This window comes from Methylocystis sp. SB2 (genome assembly GCF_049817085.1).
Classification (GTDB): domain Bacteria; phylum Pseudomonadota; class Alphaproteobacteria; order Rhizobiales; family Beijerinckiaceae; genus Methylocystis; species Methylocystis rosea.
This window is the reverse complement of sequence record NZ_CP187401.1, coordinates 879,139-896,478: the sequence shown is the minus strand read 5'-3', so window position 1 is coordinate 896,478 and position 17,340 is coordinate 879,139. Positions and strand designations below refer to the sequence as shown.

Genomic DNA, 17,340 nt, shown 5'->3' with positions numbered 1-17,340 from the left:
GCGTCGCCTTCCGGTTTGACGTGAGGTGGCCGCAGCGCAAGGCGCGGCGGCCGCGTCTTTTCGTCAGTAGCTGTAATACATGTCGAATTCGACCGGATGCGGCGTCATCTCGAAGCGCATCACGTCCTGCATCTTGAGGTCGATGTAGGAGTTGATGAAGTCCTCGTTGAAGACGCCGCCGACCGTCAGATAGGCGTGGTCGGCTTTGAGATTATCGAGCGCTTCGCGCAAGCTGCCACACACCGTCGGGATGGCCTTCAACTCTTCCGGCGGCAGATCGTAGAGATCCTTGTCGGCCGGTCCGCCCGGATCGATCTTGTTGGCGATGCCGTCGAGGCCCGCCATCAGCATGGCGGCGAAGGCCAGATAGGGATTCGCCGTCGGATCGGGGAAACGAACTTCGACGCGCTTCGCCTTCGGGTTGGAGCTGAAGGGGATGCGGCACGACGCGGAACGATTGCGCGACGAATAGGCGAGCAGCACCGGCGCCTCATAGCCCGGAACCAAACGCTTATACGAATTGGTCGACGGGTTGGTGAAGGCGTTCAGCGACTTCGCATGCTTGATGATGCCGCCGATGTACCACAGGCACTCCTGAGAGAGGCCCGCGTATTTGTCGCCCGCGAAGACCGGCTTGCCGTCCTTCCAGATCGACTGATGGACATGCATGCCCGAGCCGTTGTCGCCAAAAACCGGCTTCGGCATGAAGGTCGCCGACTTGCCGTAGGAATGCGCCACCTGATGGATCGCATACTTGTAGATCTGCAGGTGGTCGGCGACCGTGACGAGCGTCTCGAACTTCAGACCGAGTTCGTGCTGGGCGGAGGCGACTTCGTGATGGTGCTTCTCGACTTTGACGCCCATGGCCGCCATGGCGGCGAGCATCTCGCCGCGCATGTCCTGTCCGGCGTCGACCGGCGGCACCGGGAAGTAGCCGCCTTTGGTGCGCACGCGGTGGCCGAGGTTGCCGCCTTCGTAGGCCGTGCCGCTATTGGAGGGCAGCTCGGTCGAATCCAGCGTGAAGCCCGTATCGTAGGGCTCGGCTGAAAAGCGCACGTCGTCAAAGACGAAGAATTCGGCCTCGGGACCAAAAAAGGCCGTGTCGCCGACGCCGGTCGATTTCAGATGCTCCATCGCCTTCTTGGCCATGCCGCGCGGGTCGCGGTTGTAGGGCTGGCCTGTCGCGGGCTCGACGACGTCGCAGACGACGGAGAGCGTCGACGCCGCGAAGAAGGGATCCACGGAGATGGAATCGAGATCCGGAAGGAGCGTCATGTCCGATTCATTGATCGCTTTCCAGCCGGCGATCGACGAGCCGTCGAACATGATGCCTTCGGTCAGAGCTTCTTCATCGACAATCGAAACGTCGAACGTCACATGCTGCCACTTGCCGCGCGGGTCGGTAAAACGGAAATCGACGTATTTAACGTCGTTATCCTTGATCTGCTTAAGAACGTCCTTGGCCGTTGTCATGTGGTTCGATGCCTCTCTTTGCTGATCTTGCTGTTTAGCTGTTTTCGAATTGGGCGCGGCGGAGCGTCGAAAGATGTTGGCGAGAAAGCTCATGGGGCGGGGGCTCAGTGCTAGATGGCGTCCGCGCCGGTCTCGCCGGTGCGAATTCGGATCGCGCCTTCGACGTTTGAAACAAAAATCTTGCCATCGCCGATTCGGCCCGTTTGCGCCGCCGTGCGAATGGCCTCGACGGCGCGCTCCACGGCGTCGTCCGCGAGAACGATTTCTATTTTAACTTTCGGAAGGAAATCAACGACATATTCAGCGCCGCGATAGAGCTCAGTGTGCCCTTTTTGACGGCCAAAACCCTTCGCCTCGGTGACCGTGATGCCCTGGAGGCCCGCCGCCTGCAGCGCTTCCTTCACTTCATCGAGCTTGAACGGCTTAATGATCGCCTCAACCTTTTTCATCAAATCCCCCGCGCGCTTAGCTTAAGCCCCGGCCCGCTAGCGACTTTGGCTCTGCTGAAGAGCCGTCGAGCTTCTAACATTGCCGCCTTGGCCGCGCCATGGCCAAAGTTCCGGCGCCCAACTTAGGCTTGGCGCCTATGGGATATACTGTATGCTCTTAAATTAAGCGATAAGCCTATTTTCTAGGCTCAGCTGCGCTCGTCGATGACCGCGGGCAGGTCTTCCCGGGCGCCCCATTCCGACCAGGAGCCATCATACACCGTCGCCGGCGGTCGGCCCGCTGCAGCGAGCGCGAGGCTGACGATGCAAGCGGTGAGCCCGGAGCCGCAGGTGGCGATGACCGGCGCGTCGGGATTGACGCCCGCGGATGAAAAGGCCGCTTCGAGCCCGGGCTTGTCTTTCAGTCTTCCGCCTTCGAGGACGGTGCCGAATGGAAGGTTCAGCGCGCCGGGCATGTGGCCGGAGCGCAGGCCAGGGCGCGGCTCAGGGGCCCATCCGTGGAAACGCTCCGCGCCGCGCGCGTCGACCACTTGCGGCCCGCCGAGATCAAGCGCGCGCCGCACGGCCTGCGCGTCGGCGACCAGACTCGCGTCGAAGTGGGGCGTAAACGCCGCCGGGGCACGCTTGCGCGCCTCGCCCTCTTGGAGCGGGCGGCCTTCGGCCTGCCACGCGGGAAGGCCGCCTGCAAGGATCGAGACCCTTTCCACGCCGAAGACAGTAAGCGTCCACCAGAGACGCGGCGCGGAAAATATGCCGACGCTGTCGTAGACGACCGCCTGCATGCCGTCGCCGAATCCGAGCCGGCCCATCTCCGCCGCGAAGATATCGGGCTTGGGCAACATGTGCGGCAGGTCGGTGGACGGATCGGCGACCGCGTCTATATCAAAGAACTGCGCGCCGGGAATATGCCCCGCAAGGAACTCGGCGCGCGCGTCGCGGCCGGTCGCCGGCATGTGCCACGACGCGTCGAAGACAACGAGATCGGGCGCGTCGAGACGTTCGGCGAGCCACGCGGCGGACACGAAAAGAGAGGCGGGGTCGATTATACGCGTCATGGCTCGGCTCGCTGATCCTGACGCTGCTTGCATCCGGCGGTGCGGCGTTCACAATACGCCGATTCGATTCTCACGCCCATCAGGCGCTTGACCGACATGCTCGATATTCCAGGCAAGGCCTGCGGCTCCTGCTACTTCTGCTGCAAGGTTCTTGAAATCGAAGAGTTCAAGAAGCCCGCAGGCAAGCTTTGCGAGCACTGCGCGCTGACGGGCGGCTGCGGCGTTTATGACACGCGTCCGGACGTGTGTCGCGACTACTACTGCCGATGGAAAGATGAGCGCAGCTTTACTTCCCAACTGCGGCCCGACAAGGTCGGCACGCTGCTGATGGACGACCCCGACAGCGACGAATACCACGCGGTCTGCGACCCGGAAAAGCCGTTTTCCTGGCGCAATCCTCTCATATTCAAGCATCTTGTCGCCGAGGCGAAGGCGGGACGGCTCGTGGTCGCAAAGGCGGGGTTGCGGGCATGGCGCATTTTCGAAGACGGACATTGGCAAGAATGGGCCTGAGCCTCACAGCCGCGCGCGCCATCAATTCGACCGAGAGGTCGAGTGCGGTAGAAGAATGGGCTGCAACAAGCGATACGCTCAGGCCATGAGAGTGCTCAACCGACTTTCATGCCTTACGGCGCGCGGCGGCTGCGCCGCCGCAGCGATATCGGTAGCGCTCTGCACGCCCGCCGCCGCGGAGATGCTGAAGGCGCATTACGCCCTGAGCCTCATGGGACTCTCCATCGGCAGCGCATCCGCTTCCGGCATCGTCGACGCGCAAAACTACCGCGTCGAGATCTCGATGCGGACCACAGGTCTCGCCAATCTCATCAACAACGCCAAGGGCGCGGCCAGCGCCAGCGGCGGCCTGACCGCCGGCGGTCCGTCGCCGGCAAATTACGCCAACACCACCTCGAATAGCGACGAAACGCGCACGGTGCGCATGTCGCTCGCCGGCAACGCAGTGCGCGCGGTGGAGGTGAGGCCCGCGCCCTGGGACGCCGAAGCGCGCGTGCCCGTGACGGAAAGCGCCAAGCGCCACATCGTGGATCCGGTCAGCGCGCTGATCATGCGCGTGCCGCCTGGAGAGGAGCTGACGGGTCCTTCGGCGTGCAACCGAACCATTTCCGTTTTTGACGGCGTGACGCGTTTCGACGTCGAGCTCGCCTATGCCGGCGCGCACACGGCGCAAACGCGCGGTTACGCTGGCCCCGTCACCGTGTGTTCGGCGCGCTATACCCCGATCGCCGGGCATCGTCCCGACAGCTCCGCGACACGCTATATGGCGGCCAACAACGACATCAGCGTCTGGCTCGCGCCGCTTCCCGACGCCCATGTGGTCGTGCCGATTCACATCGCGATCGGCACCGCCGCCGGCAAGCTCGTCATCGATGCGTCGGAGTTCCAGATCGAGCAGCGCCGCGCCGATGTCAGGCGCTGACCGGCTTCGGCCGATTTCACTGGACGCGAACTTCCTTGGTCTTTTTCCGGTTCATGCGATCGGATTCATATTCGAGATATCTGACTTCCAGAGGGTCGGCCCCCTTGTTTGGGCGTAGACAGAATGAGGGACGCGGCGAAAAGCCTCCGTCCTGCGCCTCGAAGCAATCCGAGAAGCGCACCTCGCATTGAAACATCGTTTCGCTTTTTGGCGCCGCCCGCGCCACCACAGCGCGCGCTTTCTCGATCGCCTGCTTGCAGACGTCGGGGTTGAAGCCCCATGCCTCGCAGTCGCTTTGCGTCGCCATATACTTGCCGTCGGCGGAACAGACGGGCGAGCGTCGGAACGCGTAATAGGCTGAAAATCCAGCGGCCGCGACAGCGACAGCGATGATGAAAAACTTGAACATCGGACGTCACGCTCGCGAGATGAACTGTTGCCGCGCTCCGATAGATAGTCTTCGGCGCGCTGCGGCGGCAAGCGCAAACTGAGCCTTTGTATGGGCTTTGATGCGGCGATGCAGCGCAGCGGCCGCCCTGTCGATCGCTTGACAGCGCTTTGCGTCTGCAATACTCCGAAACCACCGCATTTCGGAACCGCGGCCGAGAGCTGCGAGCATTATGGCTCTCCGGGCGCGGCTAGGGCCGAATAGCGATGCAGACGCGTTCCCGCCTAGGTGAGGTCAACGTTGAACCAAGACCGAGGTGGGCCGGCGTCAGCCAAGCTTTCCACTTGACCAATTCGACGAAGAAAGCAACGCCGCAATCGCGGATTGCAGCCTGAATCTCGGCTTGTGGCGAAACGGCAGTGTGTGTGACAGAAGGAGGAAACTATGGGCGCTATTCTTGAACTGACGAGCTATGCAGCGACCCCGGTCGGCATGATCGCGATCATCGTCATCGGCGCGGCCGCGTATTTCGCCGCCCGCTGGGTGTTCAACGACTAAAACAAGCTTCACAAAGCTTTCAAAGCGCGGCGCGCTGGCCTTGGCCAGCGCGCCGTTTTTGTTTGTCAGTTCGCCAGCGCCGGCCCGCGCAAAGAGGCTTGCATCCGTGGGAGCCTGCGGTATTGTGACTTACGCCCCACCTCTAACGGGCAGGGTACGCCGACCCGCCGAGCCCTAGGATTGCGGAGCGTCTGAGGCCATAACGTGGTGATCTTGACCAATACGCTGCGCTCCGCGCGGCGGCGGAGGCTGAATGGCTCCTACCTCTTCGATTAGGGCCGCAAACGACCAGAGGGACGGTTCGCGCGCCGCTCGGCCCGATGGCGTCGACGGCGTCCGCAAGACGACAGAGGCGGATCGCATCGACGTCGCGATCGCCGATAAGAGCCCGCTGATTCTGGCAGGGCTCGACAAGCTGCTGTCGGACGACCGGCGATTCACGCTTGTGGCGAAGCTGACGGACGGCGAAGAGTTTCTCGAGGCGGCGCGTCAGCAGAAATTCACCATCGCCGTGATCGGCTGGCAATTGCCGACGCTGCACGCCCGCGACGTCTTGCGCGCGCTGTCGCGTCAAGTCGCGGCGCCCAAGATCGTCGTCTACAGCGGCACCAATGATCCTGCGGCGCCGGCCGAGACTCTGCAGCTCGGCGGCGCGGGCTTCGTTTCAAAACGGGCGCCGCCGGAGCGGCTCCTCGACGTGCTTGCGGCGGTGGCGGCGGGCGACATGGTGTTTCCCTTCGTCGACATCCGCAAGATGCGCAGCGATCCGCTGGAAAATCTAACTCTGCGGGAGCGAAGCCTGCTGTCGGCGCTCGGCTCCGGGCACACCAACAGTCAGCTCGCCAAGGATTTCGGCGTCTCGATCAACACGATCAAATTCCATTTGCGCAATCTTTTCGAAAAGCTCGACGTGCGCAATCGGGCGCAGGCGATCGCGCTTTTTCTGGAGATGAAGCACGGCGCATATCCAGGCGGCGCCGGCGGGCGCAGCATGGAGCCCGCGGGCTCGTCGCGCGGACGCCGGCATCGCACGGACTGAGCGCGGCAGCGGCAGCTAAGGCGCGGGGAACAGCGCGTCGCTTTTTCCGGTCAGCCGATAGACGACGAGTCCTGCCCACTCATGCGCGGCGAATTCCACAAGGCCGAGCGCTTTCGTCGCGAAACGCGGGAATTCGAGTCTGGAGTCGCCGCTGGTGCGATAGTCGACCGGATAGGCGATCACATCGAAGCCCGCTTGACGGAACACGCCGACGGCGCGCGGCATGTGAATCGCCGAGGTGACGAGCAGCCAACGCGCGTCGGCTTTGGGGCGAAGCAGTTCGCGCGTGAAGACGGCGTTCTCGTAAGTGTTGCGCGAGCGGCGCTCGTAGAGAACGTCGCCCTGATCGAGTCCGATCTCACGCCAGAAGCGCTGCACGGCGTCGGCTTCAGAGTAGGGCGACGCCTGCAGCGCGGCGGAGCCGCCGGTAAAGATGAGGCGCGCGCTCGGATATTTGCGCTTCAGCGCGATCGGCGCCGTCAGGCGCTCGGCCGCGTCGACCAACGCCGGGCGGTTGCGGCTGACGCTCAGCCGTTCGTCGATTGTGCCGCCGAGCACGATGATGCCGTCGGGCGCGGGCATGTCATCTGGCGACGGCGGAAACCGCGCCTCGAGCGGACCCGCAAGGAGACCGCCGAGCGGTCCGAAAGCCATCAGCAGCAAGGCGAACGCGCTTAATGCCGAGAGCGCGCGTCCCCAAGTCTTCCAGCGCGTGAATAGCAGCATTGCGCCGATGACCGCGAGGAAAATGAAAAAGTGGACCGGCGCCAGAACGAACGCGAAGATTTTCGAGATGATGAAAAACATCGGTTCACGCAAATTCCCGGCGCGTCATCGCGTTTAACGAGGCTTCGCCGGGTCCGATCACATATTCGGATAGTTCGGTCCGCCGCCGCCTTCCGGCGGCACCCAGGTGATGTTCTGCGCCGGGTCCTTGATGTCGCACGTCTTGCAGTGAACGCAATTCTGCGCGTTGATCACAAAGCGCGGATCACGGCGCGTCGCCTCATCGGCATAGACCACCTCATAGACGCCCGCGGGGCAATAGAGTCGCGCCGGCTCGCCGTAGATCGGGAGATTGCGCGCGATCGGAATCGCGGGATCGGCAAGCTTCAGATGAACCGGCTGATCCTCCTCGTGATTGGTGTTCGAGACGAACACCGACGACAGCTTGTCGAAGACGACATTGCTTGCGCGTTTCGGGTAGACGATCGGCGTGACTTCCGAGAGCGGCTTTAATGTCTCGTAATCGGCCTTTCCGTGCTTGAGCGTGCCGAAGAAGGAAAAGCCGAACAGCTCATTCGTCCACATGTCGAGGCCAAAGAGCGGCGCGCCGACATAGGTGCCGTATTTCGACCAGAGCGGCTTGACGTTGCGCACGGGCTTCAAATCGCGGCCGATCTCGGAGGCGCGCCAGGCGGCGTCATAGGCGTCCACCGCGTCATGCGCGCGGCCTTCGCCGATCGCCGCCGCGACATGCTCGGCGCACAGAATGCCCGAAACAATGGCGTTGTGGGACCCTTTGATGCGCGGCACGTTCATGAAGCCCGCGGCGCAGCCGACCAGCGCGCCGCCCGGCATGACGAGCTTTGGCACGCTCTGCCACCCGCCTTCTGTCAGCGCGCGCGCGCCGTAGGAAAGACGTTCGCCGCCTTCGAGCGTCGGCGCGATCATCGGATGCGTCTTGAAGCGCTGAAATTCGTCGAAGGGAGAGAGCGTCGGATTGGAATAGTTGAGGTGCACGACGAAACCGATCGACACAAGATCGTCGTCGAAATGATAGAGGAAAGAGCCGCCGCCGGTGTCGGCCGCAAGCGGCCAGCCGAAGGAATGCTGCACAAGTCCATCCTTGTGCTTCTCTTTCGGAATGCGCCAAAGCTCCTTGAAGCCGATGCCGAACTTCTGCGGCTCGCTGTTGGCGCAAAGGTCGTATTTCGCCAGCAATTGCTTGGTGAGCGAACCGCGCGCGCCTTCGGCGAAGATCGTATATTTGCCTTTGAGCTCCATCCCGCGGGTGAAACTGTCCGTGGGTTTGCCATCGCGTCCCACGCCCATGTCGCCCGTCGCGACGCCGACGACTTCGCCCGTGTCGCCGTAAAGAACTTCGGCGCCGGCGAAACCAGGATAGATCTCGACGCCAAGGTTTTCCGCTTCCGACGCGAGAAAGCGAACGACATTGCTGAGTGAGCCGATGAAATTGCCATGATTGTTCATCAGCCGCGGCATCAACATATTGGGAATGCGCAAGCCGCCCTTTTCCGAAAGCAACAGGAAATGGTCCTCATGCACTTTCGTTTTCAGCGGCGCGTCGTCGCGCGTGCGCCACTCGGGCAGAAGCCGGTCGAGGCCGATCGGATCAATGACCGCGCCGGAGAGAATATGCGCGCCGGGCTCGGAGCCCTTCTCGATGACGACGACGGAGAGATCCGGCGCAACTTGCTTCAAGCGAATCGCCGCGGCGAGGCCGGCCGGTCCCGCGCCGACCACGACCACGTCATATTCCATCGATTCGCGTGGCGGCAGCTCCGTATCTTCAGCCATTTTCAATCCCTTTTGCCTTTTCTTGGAGGCATTCTAGCCTTTTTGCCGCCGCCGCGGCAAAAGGAGTTTCGCCTTCGGGAGGAGCTTTGTTGGAGGCGCCCTCGCGGCGAGGTTCGCCGGCGGCGGGATGAGGTGCATAATCAGGCCATGCTCGATCCGCTCTACGCCCCCGCCGCATGAAGCGGCTCGCGGTCTTCATCGCGCTGGCGCTTCTCGCCATCGTCGTTTGGCGCGTCGCCTATCGTCCGACGACTCCCGCCGATGTGTTCCTGGGCTATGTGGAAGGAGAAATCCTCTACATCGGTCCCTACGAGACCGAAAGGGTCGCGAATCTCGCGGTCTCCGCCGGCGCCCAGGTGAAAAAGGGCGATCCGCTGTTCACGATGTCGACGACGCTTCTCGACCGGGCGCGCGACGAGGCGAGCGCGCGTATCGCCCAACTCGAGGCGCAAGTCGAAAATGTGCAGGCCGCGATGAATCGGCCGGAGCAGATCGCCGTTCTACAAGCGGGGCTGGAGCGCGCCGAGGCGGCGCTCCAATTGTCCCGCGCGGATTACGATCGGCAGCGCAAGCTTTACGCCGAAGGCCATGTCGCGAAGGCGGCGCTCGATCGCGCTGAGATGGCCCGCGCGCGCGACGAGGCGAGCGTGAAGGAAGCGCGCCGGCAGGTCGAGGCGTCGCGTATGGCGAGCCGTTCGCAGGAGATCGAGGCTGCGGAAGCTAATTTGAAACAGGCGCGCGCGCAACTCGACGCGATGAATATCCGCATCAAGCGCCAAAGCGTGCTCGCGCCCGCCGAAGGCGTCGTGCAGGACGTTTTTTTCCGGCCTGGCGAAATCGTCAACGCCGGCCAGCCCGTCGTCGCGCTGCTGCCGCCGGAGAATCGCAAAGTGCGCTTCTACGTCTCTGAGCCTGAGTTGCCGAAAATTTCTCTTGGCGAACGGATGCGCGTCACATGCGACGGCTGCGCCGACGACCTCTTTGGGCGCGTCAGCTATATCGCCAGCCGGCAGGAATATACGCCCCCCGTGATCTTCAGCGACAAGGAGCGCGCAAAACTCGTTTTTAAGGCCGAAGCGCGCCTGGAAGGCGCGGCGCGCGCGCTGCCCCTTGGCATGCCGGTCGCCGTCAGGCCGGCGCCCGAGCCGACGGGAACGGCGCAATGAGCGTCGACAGCGACATCGCGATCGACGTGCGCGGGCTGACCAAATTCTTCGGCGCCAAAAAGGTCGTCGACAATTTCACGCTGCAGGTGGCCCGCGGTCACATCCAGGGCTTTCTCGGCCCGAACGGCAGCGGCAAGACGACGACGATCCGCATGCTCTGCGGCCTTCTGACGCCCGATTCGGGCGAGGGGAGGTGTCTTGGCTACGACATCCGCCGCCAGCAGGAGGAGATCAAGCGTTACGTCGGCTACATGACGCAGGGTTTTTCGCTCTATCGCGATCTCACCATTCGCGAAAATCTGGAATTTGTGGCGCGAGTCTACGGCCTGGAAGCGCCGGAGGACGCGGCTCAAGTGGCGCTGGAGCGCCTGGGGCTCGTCGCGCGCGCCGATCAGCTCGCCGGCGAACTGTCCGGCGGCTGGAAGCAGCGGCTGGCGCTTGGCGCCTGCATCCTGCCGGGCCCGTCGCTGCTCCTCCTCGACGAACCGACCGCGGGCGTCGATCCGAAGGCGCGACGCGACTTCTGGGACGAGATCCATCATCTGGCGACGCAAGGCTTAACGGTGCTCGTCTCGACGCACTACATGGACGAAGCGGAGCGTTGTCACCGGATCGCCTATATCGCCAATGGGCGGCTGCTCGCTTCGGGCACGATTCCGGAGATCATCGCCAGCGCGAATCTCTCGACTTGGGTGGTGACGGGCGAGGGCCTCGATCCGCTCAGCAGCCAATTGAAACGTCAACCCGGCGTGGACATGGTTGCGCGTTTCGGCTCGGCGCTGCACGTCGGCGGGCGCGATGAAGCCGCGATGGAGCGCGTCGCGGACCGCTATAGCGCCGAAGGGCTTCATCATTGGAGACGCGACGAGCCATCGCTCGAAGACGTGTTCATTGATTTGATGACTCGCGCTGGAGCCGACCAGTGAGCACGCAGGAAGGCCTGCCGAGCGTCGTTCCCCGTCCCGCGCGACGCGGCGCGCTCGCCCAGTCCTGGCAGCGTTTCGTCGCGATGTTCGTCAAGGAATTCATTCAGCTTCGGCGCGACCGGCCGACCTTTGCGATGATCGTCGGCATTCCGATCATTCAGCTGATGCTTTTTGGATATGCGATCAACACCGATCCCAAACATCTGCCGACGGCCGTGCTGACGGGCGATGATAGTCCGATCGCGCGCGCGCTGATCGGCGCGTTGCGCGCCACCGATTATTTCAACATCAAATATGTCGCGCGCGGCGAGGCCGACGCCGACAAATTGATCCTCTCGAACAAGGTGCAATTCGTCATTCAAATTCCGCCCGATTTCTCTCGCCAGCTCGTCCGCGGCGAAAAACCGGGACTGCTTCTCATCGCCGACGCCACGGACCCGACGGCGACCTCGGGCGCGGTCGCCGCCGCGCTCGGCGCCGCAAATCAGGCGCTCGACCGCGAACTGATCGGACCGCTGGCGTCTCTTGCGCAGAATGCGCCGCCTTACGAGATCCGCGTGCATCGGCGCTACAATCCCGCGGGAGAGACGCGCCGCAATATCGTGCCCGGACTGATCGGCACGATTCTCACCATGACGATGCTGATCTACACGGCGCTGTCGGTGACGCGCGAAATCGAGCGCGGGACGATGGAGGCCTTGCTCGCCATGCCGGTGCGCCCGGTCGAGATCATGCTCGGCAAGATCGCTCCTTATGTCGTCGTCGGCGCCGTGCAGATGTCGACGATCCTCATCGTCGCTTCCTTGTTGTTTCAGGTGCCGGTGGTCGGCTCGCTCTTTACGCTCACCGTGCTGACTCTGCTTTTTATCGTCGCAAATCTGTCGGTGGGCTACACTTTCTCGACGGTCGCGGTAAATCAGCTGCAGGCGATGCAGATGACCTTCTTCTTTTTTCTGCCGAGCATGCTTCTGTCGGGCTTCCTTTTTCCTTTCCACGGGATGCCGATGTGGGCGCAATATACGGGTGAGGCGCTGCCGCTCACCCATTATCTGCGCATTGTGCGCTCGGTGATGTTGAAGGGCTCTAACTTCGGCGATCTCGCCGTCGACGCCGGCGCGCTTGCAGCCTTCACGCTTGTTGCGATGAGCGTCGCGGTGATGCGCTTCCGGCAGACGCTGGACTGACGTTGACGGCCCAATTTTCGGCGGCATAACATTGGCGCGGAGACAAACAATGTCGGAAACCCAAGACGCGGAAACGCGATTTAACATCATCATGAAAATCGCCGCCGTCGCCGCGGTGGTGCTGACCGTCTATTATGTCTGGTCCTTCTTCGTCAGCAGTCGCTACGAGGCGCTCTGCGGCGGCTCTTATTGGGAGCTCGACAAAAAACAAATCGACTCCTGTCTCGACAGGAAAAAGGAACTCGAAAAATAAGGGAAGGCCGCCAATGCTGCGAAGCCACCCCAGTCGTTGCGCTTGCATAATCGTCGCCGCGCTGGCGTTGCTTGCGTCAAACGCATCGGCCAGGGAGATACATCTCGATTGCGCCCGCGGCAATCAGACCGCGATGGTCGATATCGACAGCGACCGCGCCTTTATGCAGATCATGTGGGGAGATGGCGTCGCCGAGGAATTCAAGGAAGGCGACTCCTATATTTCCGGCCCCGACAAGTTCGGCCGCAAGGAGAAGGTCGTCTATGTGATGCGACTCGAGAAGGACCTCGTCACCTTCGGAACCGACCGCAACTGCCTTGAGGACGGCGTCAAAAAGTGCGTGGAGCAACATGTGCGCAACACGCTCGACGTCAATCGCGGCGAAATGAAATATGACGAGGGCGACTCAATCGCGGTGCTCAGATGCAATCCCGCGCCGCCGGGACGGCGGTTCTAATAAGCCGCCATCAGAAGAGAAATGCCAGGCTCTGCGCAAAAAAGCCTGCGAACAGCAGCAGACCCGCGTCGCGATTTGAGCGGAACAGGCGCAGAGCGGTGATCGGCGCGACATCTTGTCGGGTCTGCGCAGTTTGCCATGCGAGATGCGCCGCATAGGCGACGACTCCGACGTAGGCGAGCCATCCGCCGCCCGCCAGAAAAACGGCGAAGGCGGCGCATGCGGCGGACATGGCGTAGAGCGCGCCGACCGCCAATTGCACGCGCGGTCCGAACAATCTCGCCGTGGAGCGCACGCCGACGATCGCGTCGTCACGCAAGTCCTGAAGCGCGTAAATCGTGTCGAAGCCGATTGTCCATGAGATCGCCGCCGCATAGAGAAATAGCGCCGGCGCGCCGAGTTCGCCCGTGCACGCCGTCCAGCCGAGCAGCGCGCCATAGGCGAAGGCTAATCCAAGGATCGCCTGCGGCCAGGACGTGAAGCGCTTGGCGAAGGGATAAATCAGCACGATCAGCGGCGAGATCAGTCCAAGGGCGATCGTGAGGCCGTTGAACGACAAAAGCACTGCGAGCCCAACGAGGCATTGGGCGACGAGGAAGCGCACCGCCGCCGCAGGCGTCGCGCGCCCGCTCGCGAGCGGTCGTAGACGCGTGCGCTCGACTTTGGCGTCGATCTCGCGATCAACGTAATCATTATAGGTCGAGCCCGCGCCGCGCATGGCGACGGCGCCGATAAAGAAGAGCGCCAAGTGCCAGACGTTGGGGCCTTCGCGCATCGACGCGGAGGCGAGCGCGCTCGATTCCCAGCAGGGAAGCAGCAGCAGCCACCAGCCGATGGGCCGGTCGAGTCGCGCAAGCTGGACATAGGGCAGGAATGCTGGCGGCGCGCGGCGCAGTAACGGATGATTCGCGATAGCGTCGGGCAGCGCGGTCGTCCCCGCCGGATCGCCGCTTCGCCTTATGCTCACAGCGGTCCGGCAGGCAACTTTGGCGGCGCCATCATGCCGCCGCCGCCCCCAGCCGCCGCTTGATCACGCATCTCTTTCATCTTCGCTGCGGCCGCACAGGCCTGCGACGCGAAGCCCTGAGTCTTGGCGCGCGCTTCCTTGAAGCCGTCGGCGACATTGTCAGGAATGTTGCACCATTCCTTGTTCTTGGTGATGTAATTCATCATCTCGGTTTCGACGGCGACGAGACGTTTCGCCGCGGGGCAGGCGGCTTCGGGATCCATCTTGCCCTTGCCAGCCTTTCCCAGATTGTTGAGCGCCTCGATTCCCGCCATGCGCTTCTCGGTGAGCTTCCTGAAGTCTTCTTGACAAGCTTGCGCATGCGCGCCGGTCGAGGCGAGCAGCATCGCAAACAGCGAAAGCCCCGCGACAGCGCGGGAAATATCGACAGCGCCGATGATCATGTGTTTTGGTCCGCTCATCAGGCTCGCAGCATTACCAGCAGGCTTGCCGGCGACGCAAGTTTTGGCGAACCTGCACGCAACAAAGCGGCGGCTTCATGGCGAGCGCGCCTTGCGCTCGCGTCTCCGCTTGGGAAGCCATTGTGTCAGCTTACGATTTTTCTGCGCAGCGCTTGTTCGTTCGTGACGATCTCGCGCCGGATGTCGAACTCGCGCCTTCAGCTGAGGCGGCGAACTATCTGCTCAATGTCCTGCGCATGCGGGAGGGCGCCCCGATCCATGTCTTCAATGGCCGCGACGGCGAATTTCGCGCGACGCTTGCGAATGTCTCGCGACGCTCCGCAAAATTACGCGTCGGCGAGCGACTACGCTCCCAAACCGAACGCGCCGACCTCGATTATTGTTTCGCTCCTCTAAAGCAGGCGCGGCTCGACTACATGGCGCAGAAGGCCACTGAGATGGGCGCCGGCCGTCTCCTGCCGGTGATGACGCGCCGAACGCAGGTCCGCCGGCTCAATTCGGGGCGGCTCGAGTCCAATGTCATCGAGGCCGCCGAGCAATGCGGCGTGCTGGCCGTGCCCGAAGTCGCAGCCGCCGTCGAACTCCCTGATTTTATAGCCCGTTGGCCGGCGCGGCGGCTCTTGGTTTTTTGTGACGAACACGCCGCGCTCGCCAATCCGCTGGACGCGCTCGGCGGGCGTACGGCGCGAGATGGCGTGAGCGTGCTCATCGGACCGGAAGGCGGCTTCGATGACGCCGAACGCGCCGCCATCGCCGGTCTGCCGAACGTCGCGCGGCTTTCGCTCGGGCCGCGCGTGTTGCGCGCGGACACCGCCGCCGTCGCGGCTCTGGCGATCGTCCAGGCCGCAATCGGCGACTGGGTCGCGGACGGCCGCCGTCTAAACGAAAAATAAATAAATAAAAAATAAAGCGTAGTTCTCACATGGCGCCGACAGTTTTCGCCAGTGAGCGTCCAAGACACGATCCTGCCACGATGTTTGGCTCTAGTTGGACTGCAGCGCCGGAATGCGCCGCTCGAAGGCGAGGAGGTTCTCGTCGCCGCCAGCGTATTTACGGCGTATCGAGACATTTGTCGGGATCGCAAGGCTCCTGAAATCTCGCGCGACGCGCGCGAACTTTCGGAAATGAGGCCCAAAACTCATGACCCTAGACAACATCAGCCGCAGTAACCGTCTTCTGCCGGCGGGCTTTTTCGGCGCCATCGCGCTCACGGCCATCGCCGTTGCGCCGGCGCATGCCGATAATGTCAGCCAATGCGCGCGATATGGCGCCGATTATGTCGCGGTCGCGGGGTCAAACGGTTGTGTTCGTCTCGGCGGCCACGTCCGCGTCTCTATGCCCCGCACCCCCGTCGCCCCATTGGGTTACACGGATATGCGTCGTGACGGCATGCAGCATGCCGCTGCGCGCTCCTCGCTGCCGCCGATGGCGCCCTTCGGGCTGCACGACCTCTTCCCACGCTAACCATCGCGTCGGCGCCGGCTCCCACACTATTGCGGAAGCACGCAATCGGTGAAGGCGGCGTCGATCGACTGTCCCCACCGGCCGTAATAGGCGTCCAAACGCCGCTGGGCCAAGGTGCGTCCGTCTTCGATAATCGCTTCCAGGGGCGCGAGAAAAACGCTCTCGTCGCGCCCTTTGGCGTCGAGGCGGGCGCGTTGGCGCAAGCCGCCTTTCGCTAGCGCGAGAACGTCGCGCCCAACGTCGCGCAGGCTACGGCCCTCGATTCTCGCATCGAGCGCCAGACCGGGCACATCGGCGCGTAGCGCCTGACGCGCGGCGGCGCTCCACCCCTTCGTCAGTTCGCGCGCCTGATCGAGCGCGGCGGCGTCATAGAACAGGCCGGCGCAAAGCGCGGGAAGGGCAGTGAAATGGGCGCGCGGGCCTGCGTCCGCGCCGCGCATTTCGAGATAGGTCTTTAATCTCACCTCCGGAAAGATCGTCGAGAGGTGATTGGCCCAGTCGGACATTGTGGCGCGCTCGCCGGGCAGCTGCTGAAGCCGGCCCTCCAGCAAGTCCCGAAAGCTCGCTCCCGCCACGTCGTGATAGACGTCGCCGCGTTTGACGAAATACATCGGCACGTCCAGCGCATAGTCGACGTAGCGTTCGAATCCGAATCCCTTCTCGAAGGCGAAGGGCAGCATGCCGGTCCTGTTGGGATCGGTGTCGAGCCAAATATAGGACCGTTGCGACAACCGGCCGGTCGGCTTGCCGTCGAGAAACGGCGAGTTGGCGAACATCGCGGTGATGAGCGGCTGTAAAGCGAGGCCGACACGCGTTTTTTGAACCATGTCGGCTTCGTCGACGAAGTCGATGTTGACCTGCACGGTTGCGGTGCGAAACATCATATCGAGCCCGAGCGCGCCGACTTTCGGCATGTAGGCTTGCATGATGGCGTATCGCTGCTTGGGCATGGTCGGCGTCTCCGCGCGCGACCATTTGGGGCTTGCGCCCAGATCGAGGAAGCGCACGCCAAGCGCGCGGGCCACGGGCGCAAGGGCCGCGAAATGCGCGTCAAGCTCGTCATGCGTGGCGTGAACGTCGGCCAGCGGCGCCCCGGAGAGTTCGAATTGTCCGCCGGGCTCGAGCGAAATCGCGCCGCCGCCATCTGACTGATAGAGGCCGATCAGCGCGTCCCGGTCGAGGATGGGCGCCCATCCGAGCGTGTCGCGCAGGCCCTCAAGCAGCGCGCGCACGCCGCCCCGGCCGCCGGCGCCCTCATAGGGGACCGGCGAATCGTCGGCCGCATAGAAGGGGATCTTCTCGTGCTCCGTGCCGATAAGCAGCGGCGCGCCGCCCGTCTTGGAGCCGGCTTCGAGCCATTCGACCAACATGTTGCGCGACGTGATCGGCGTCGTGTCGGATACGTCGCGGGCCATCTACGGGGAGTTTTCCGTGTTAGAGGAGATGCGCGATTGCGGCGCGGACGCGACTCGCGGGTGCAGGAATCGCGCCGATGGATTGCAGGAAAGCGAGCGCTGCGCAAGC

19 protein-coding genes are annotated in these 17,340 nt (G+C 63.2%); 10 read left to right on the top strand and 9 right to left on the bottom strand.

Going from position 1 to position 17,340, the window contains the following annotated elements; translation table 11 throughout:
- Positions 1 to 63: 63 nt before the first annotated feature.
- The 3 genes from glnA to sseA all read right to left on the bottom strand — a co-directional run bounded on the left by glnA (position 64) and on the right by sseA (position 2,977).
- The gene (gene glnA, locus ACPS74_RS04565; RefSeq protein ID WP_026223046.1) at positions 64 to 1,473 is read right to left on the bottom strand and encodes a type I glutamate--ammonia ligase; all 1,410 of its coding nucleotides are present in this window, start codon (positions 1,471 to 1,473) and stop codon (positions 64 to 66) included.
- Between the two features lie 110 nt (positions 1,474 to 1,583).
- On the bottom strand, positions 1,584 to 1,922 hold the full coding sequence (locus tag ACPS74_RS04560) for a P-II family nitrogen regulator (protein ID WP_014890136.1): 339 nt from the start codon (positions 1,920 to 1,922) through the stop codon (positions 1,584 to 1,586).
- Positions 1,923 to 2,110: 188 nt separating this feature from the next.
- The gene (gene sseA, locus ACPS74_RS04555; protein ID WP_029650244.1) at positions 2,111 to 2,977 is read right to left on the bottom strand and encodes a 3-mercaptopyruvate sulfurtransferase; all 867 of its coding nucleotides are present in this window, start codon (positions 2,975 to 2,977) and stop codon (positions 2,111 to 2,113) included.
- Between the two features lie 96 nt (positions 2,978 to 3,073).
- On the opposite strand from sseA, the gene ACPS74_RS04550 reads away from it, so the two are divergent.
- Positions 3,074 to 3,490 carry a hypothetical protein gene (locus ACPS74_RS04550; protein WP_018408820.1) on the top strand — a complete coding sequence of 139 codons (417 nt, stop codon included), beginning with the start codon at positions 3,074 to 3,076 and terminating at the stop codon, positions 3,488 to 3,490.
- 85 nt (positions 3,491 to 3,575) lie between these two features.
- The gene (locus tag ACPS74_RS04545) at positions 3,576 to 4,412 is read left to right on the top strand and encodes a DUF3108 domain-containing protein (RefSeq protein ID WP_051381762.1); all 837 of its coding nucleotides are present in this window, start codon (positions 3,576 to 3,578) and stop codon (positions 4,410 to 4,412) included.
- Positions 4,413 to 4,428: 16 nt separating this feature from the next.
- On the opposite strand, the gene ACPS74_RS04540 is transcribed toward ACPS74_RS04545, so the two are convergent.
- Positions 4,429 to 4,821 carry a DUF1190 domain-containing protein gene (locus tag ACPS74_RS04540; RefSeq protein WP_018408818.1) on the bottom strand — a complete coding sequence of 131 codons (393 nt, stop codon included), beginning with the start codon at positions 4,819 to 4,821 and terminating at the stop codon, positions 4,429 to 4,431.
- Positions 4,822 to 5,611: 790 nt separating this feature from the next.
- On the opposite strand from ACPS74_RS04540, the gene ACPS74_RS04535 reads away from it, so the two are divergent.
- Complete coding sequence (locus ACPS74_RS04535; RefSeq protein ID WP_018408815.1) at positions 5,612 to 6,397, top strand: response regulator transcription factor; 786 nt, start codon at positions 5,612 to 5,614, stop codon at positions 6,395 to 6,397.
- Between the two features lie 15 nt (positions 6,398 to 6,412).
- Here ACPS74_RS04535 and ACPS74_RS04530 read toward each other — a convergent pair whose 3' ends face one another.
- Both ACPS74_RS04530 and ACPS74_RS04525 read right to left on the bottom strand, forming a co-directional pair.
- Complete coding sequence (locus ACPS74_RS04530) at positions 6,413 to 7,204, bottom strand: YdcF family protein (RefSeq protein WP_029650240.1); 792 nt, start codon at positions 7,202 to 7,204, stop codon at positions 6,413 to 6,415.
- Between the two features lie 57 nt (positions 7,205 to 7,261).
- Positions 7,262 to 8,938, bottom strand: a complete 1,677-nt coding sequence (locus ACPS74_RS04525) for an electron transfer flavoprotein-ubiquinone oxidoreductase (protein WP_029650237.1) — start codon at positions 8,936 to 8,938, stop codon at positions 7,262 to 7,264.
- Positions 8,939 to 9,114: 176 nt separating this feature from the next.
- On the opposite strand from ACPS74_RS04525, the gene ACPS74_RS04520 reads away from it, so the two are divergent.
- The 5 genes from ACPS74_RS04520 to ACPS74_RS04500 are packed head-to-tail and all read left to right on the top strand — an operon-like array spanning position 9,115 to position 12,924.
- On the top strand, positions 9,115 to 10,104 hold the full coding sequence (locus ACPS74_RS04520) for an HlyD family secretion protein (RefSeq protein WP_029650235.1): 990 nt from the start codon (positions 9,115 to 9,117) through the stop codon (positions 10,102 to 10,104).
- Complete coding sequence (locus ACPS74_RS04515) at positions 10,101 to 11,030, top strand: ABC transporter ATP-binding protein (protein WP_029650233.1); 930 nt, start codon at positions 10,101 to 10,103, stop codon at positions 11,028 to 11,030. The genes ACPS74_RS04520 and ACPS74_RS04515 overlap by 4 nt, the downstream gene beginning before the upstream one ends.
- Positions 11,027 to 12,214: an ABC transporter permease gene (locus ACPS74_RS04510; RefSeq protein ID WP_029650231.1), complete on the top strand. Its 1,188-nt coding sequence runs from the start codon at positions 11,027 to 11,029 to the stop codon at positions 12,212 to 12,214. The genes ACPS74_RS04515 and ACPS74_RS04510 overlap by 4 nt, the downstream gene beginning before the upstream one ends.
- 49 nt (positions 12,215 to 12,263) lie before the next feature.
- Positions 12,264 to 12,467 carry a hypothetical protein gene (locus tag ACPS74_RS04505; RefSeq protein WP_029650229.1) on the top strand — a complete coding sequence of 68 codons (204 nt, stop codon included), beginning with the start codon at positions 12,264 to 12,266 and terminating at the stop codon, positions 12,465 to 12,467.
- Between the two features lie 13 nt (positions 12,468 to 12,480).
- A complete protein-coding gene (locus ACPS74_RS04500; RefSeq protein ID WP_154453455.1) occupies positions 12,481 to 12,924 on the top strand; it encodes a hypothetical protein in 444 nt (147 codons plus the stop codon).
- 10 nt (positions 12,925 to 12,934) lie between these two features.
- Here ACPS74_RS04500 and ubiA read toward each other — a convergent pair whose 3' ends face one another.
- Together ubiA and ACPS74_RS04490 are read right to left on the bottom strand one after the other, a co-directional pair.
- A complete protein-coding gene (gene ubiA, locus ACPS74_RS04495) occupies positions 12,935 to 13,891 on the bottom strand; it encodes a 4-hydroxybenzoate octaprenyltransferase (protein WP_029650227.1) in 957 nt (318 codons plus the stop codon).
- Positions 13,888 to 14,352 carry a hypothetical protein gene (locus tag ACPS74_RS04490; protein WP_239754246.1) on the bottom strand — a complete coding sequence of 155 codons (465 nt, stop codon included), beginning with the start codon at positions 14,350 to 14,352 and terminating at the stop codon, positions 13,888 to 13,890. Before ACPS74_RS04490 ends, ubiA begins: the two co-directional genes overlap by 4 nt.
- Positions 14,353 to 14,474: 122 nt before the next feature.
- On the opposite strand from ACPS74_RS04490, the gene ACPS74_RS04485 reads away from it, so the two are divergent.
- Both ACPS74_RS04485 and ACPS74_RS04480 read left to right on the top strand, forming a co-directional pair.
- Positions 14,475 to 15,245 (top strand): 16S rRNA (uracil(1498)-N(3))-methyltransferase, encoded by a 771-nt coding sequence (locus ACPS74_RS04485; RefSeq protein ID WP_036241793.1) that lies wholly within the window; start codon positions 14,475 to 14,477, stop codon positions 15,243 to 15,245.
- Positions 15,246 to 15,492: 247 nt separating this feature from the next.
- Positions 15,493 to 15,816, top strand: a complete 324-nt coding sequence (locus tag ACPS74_RS04480; RefSeq protein WP_029650222.1) for a hypothetical protein — start codon at positions 15,493 to 15,495, stop codon at positions 15,814 to 15,816.
- A 26-nt stretch (positions 15,817 to 15,842) separates the two neighbouring features.
- Here ACPS74_RS04480 and ACPS74_RS04475 read toward each other — a convergent pair whose 3' ends face one another.
- Positions 15,843 to 17,231, bottom strand: coding sequence for a glutamate--cysteine ligase (locus ACPS74_RS04475; RefSeq protein WP_029650220.1), 1,389 nt, complete (start codon positions 17,229 to 17,231; stop codon positions 15,843 to 15,845).
- Positions 17,232 to 17,340 lie beyond the last annotated feature (109 nt).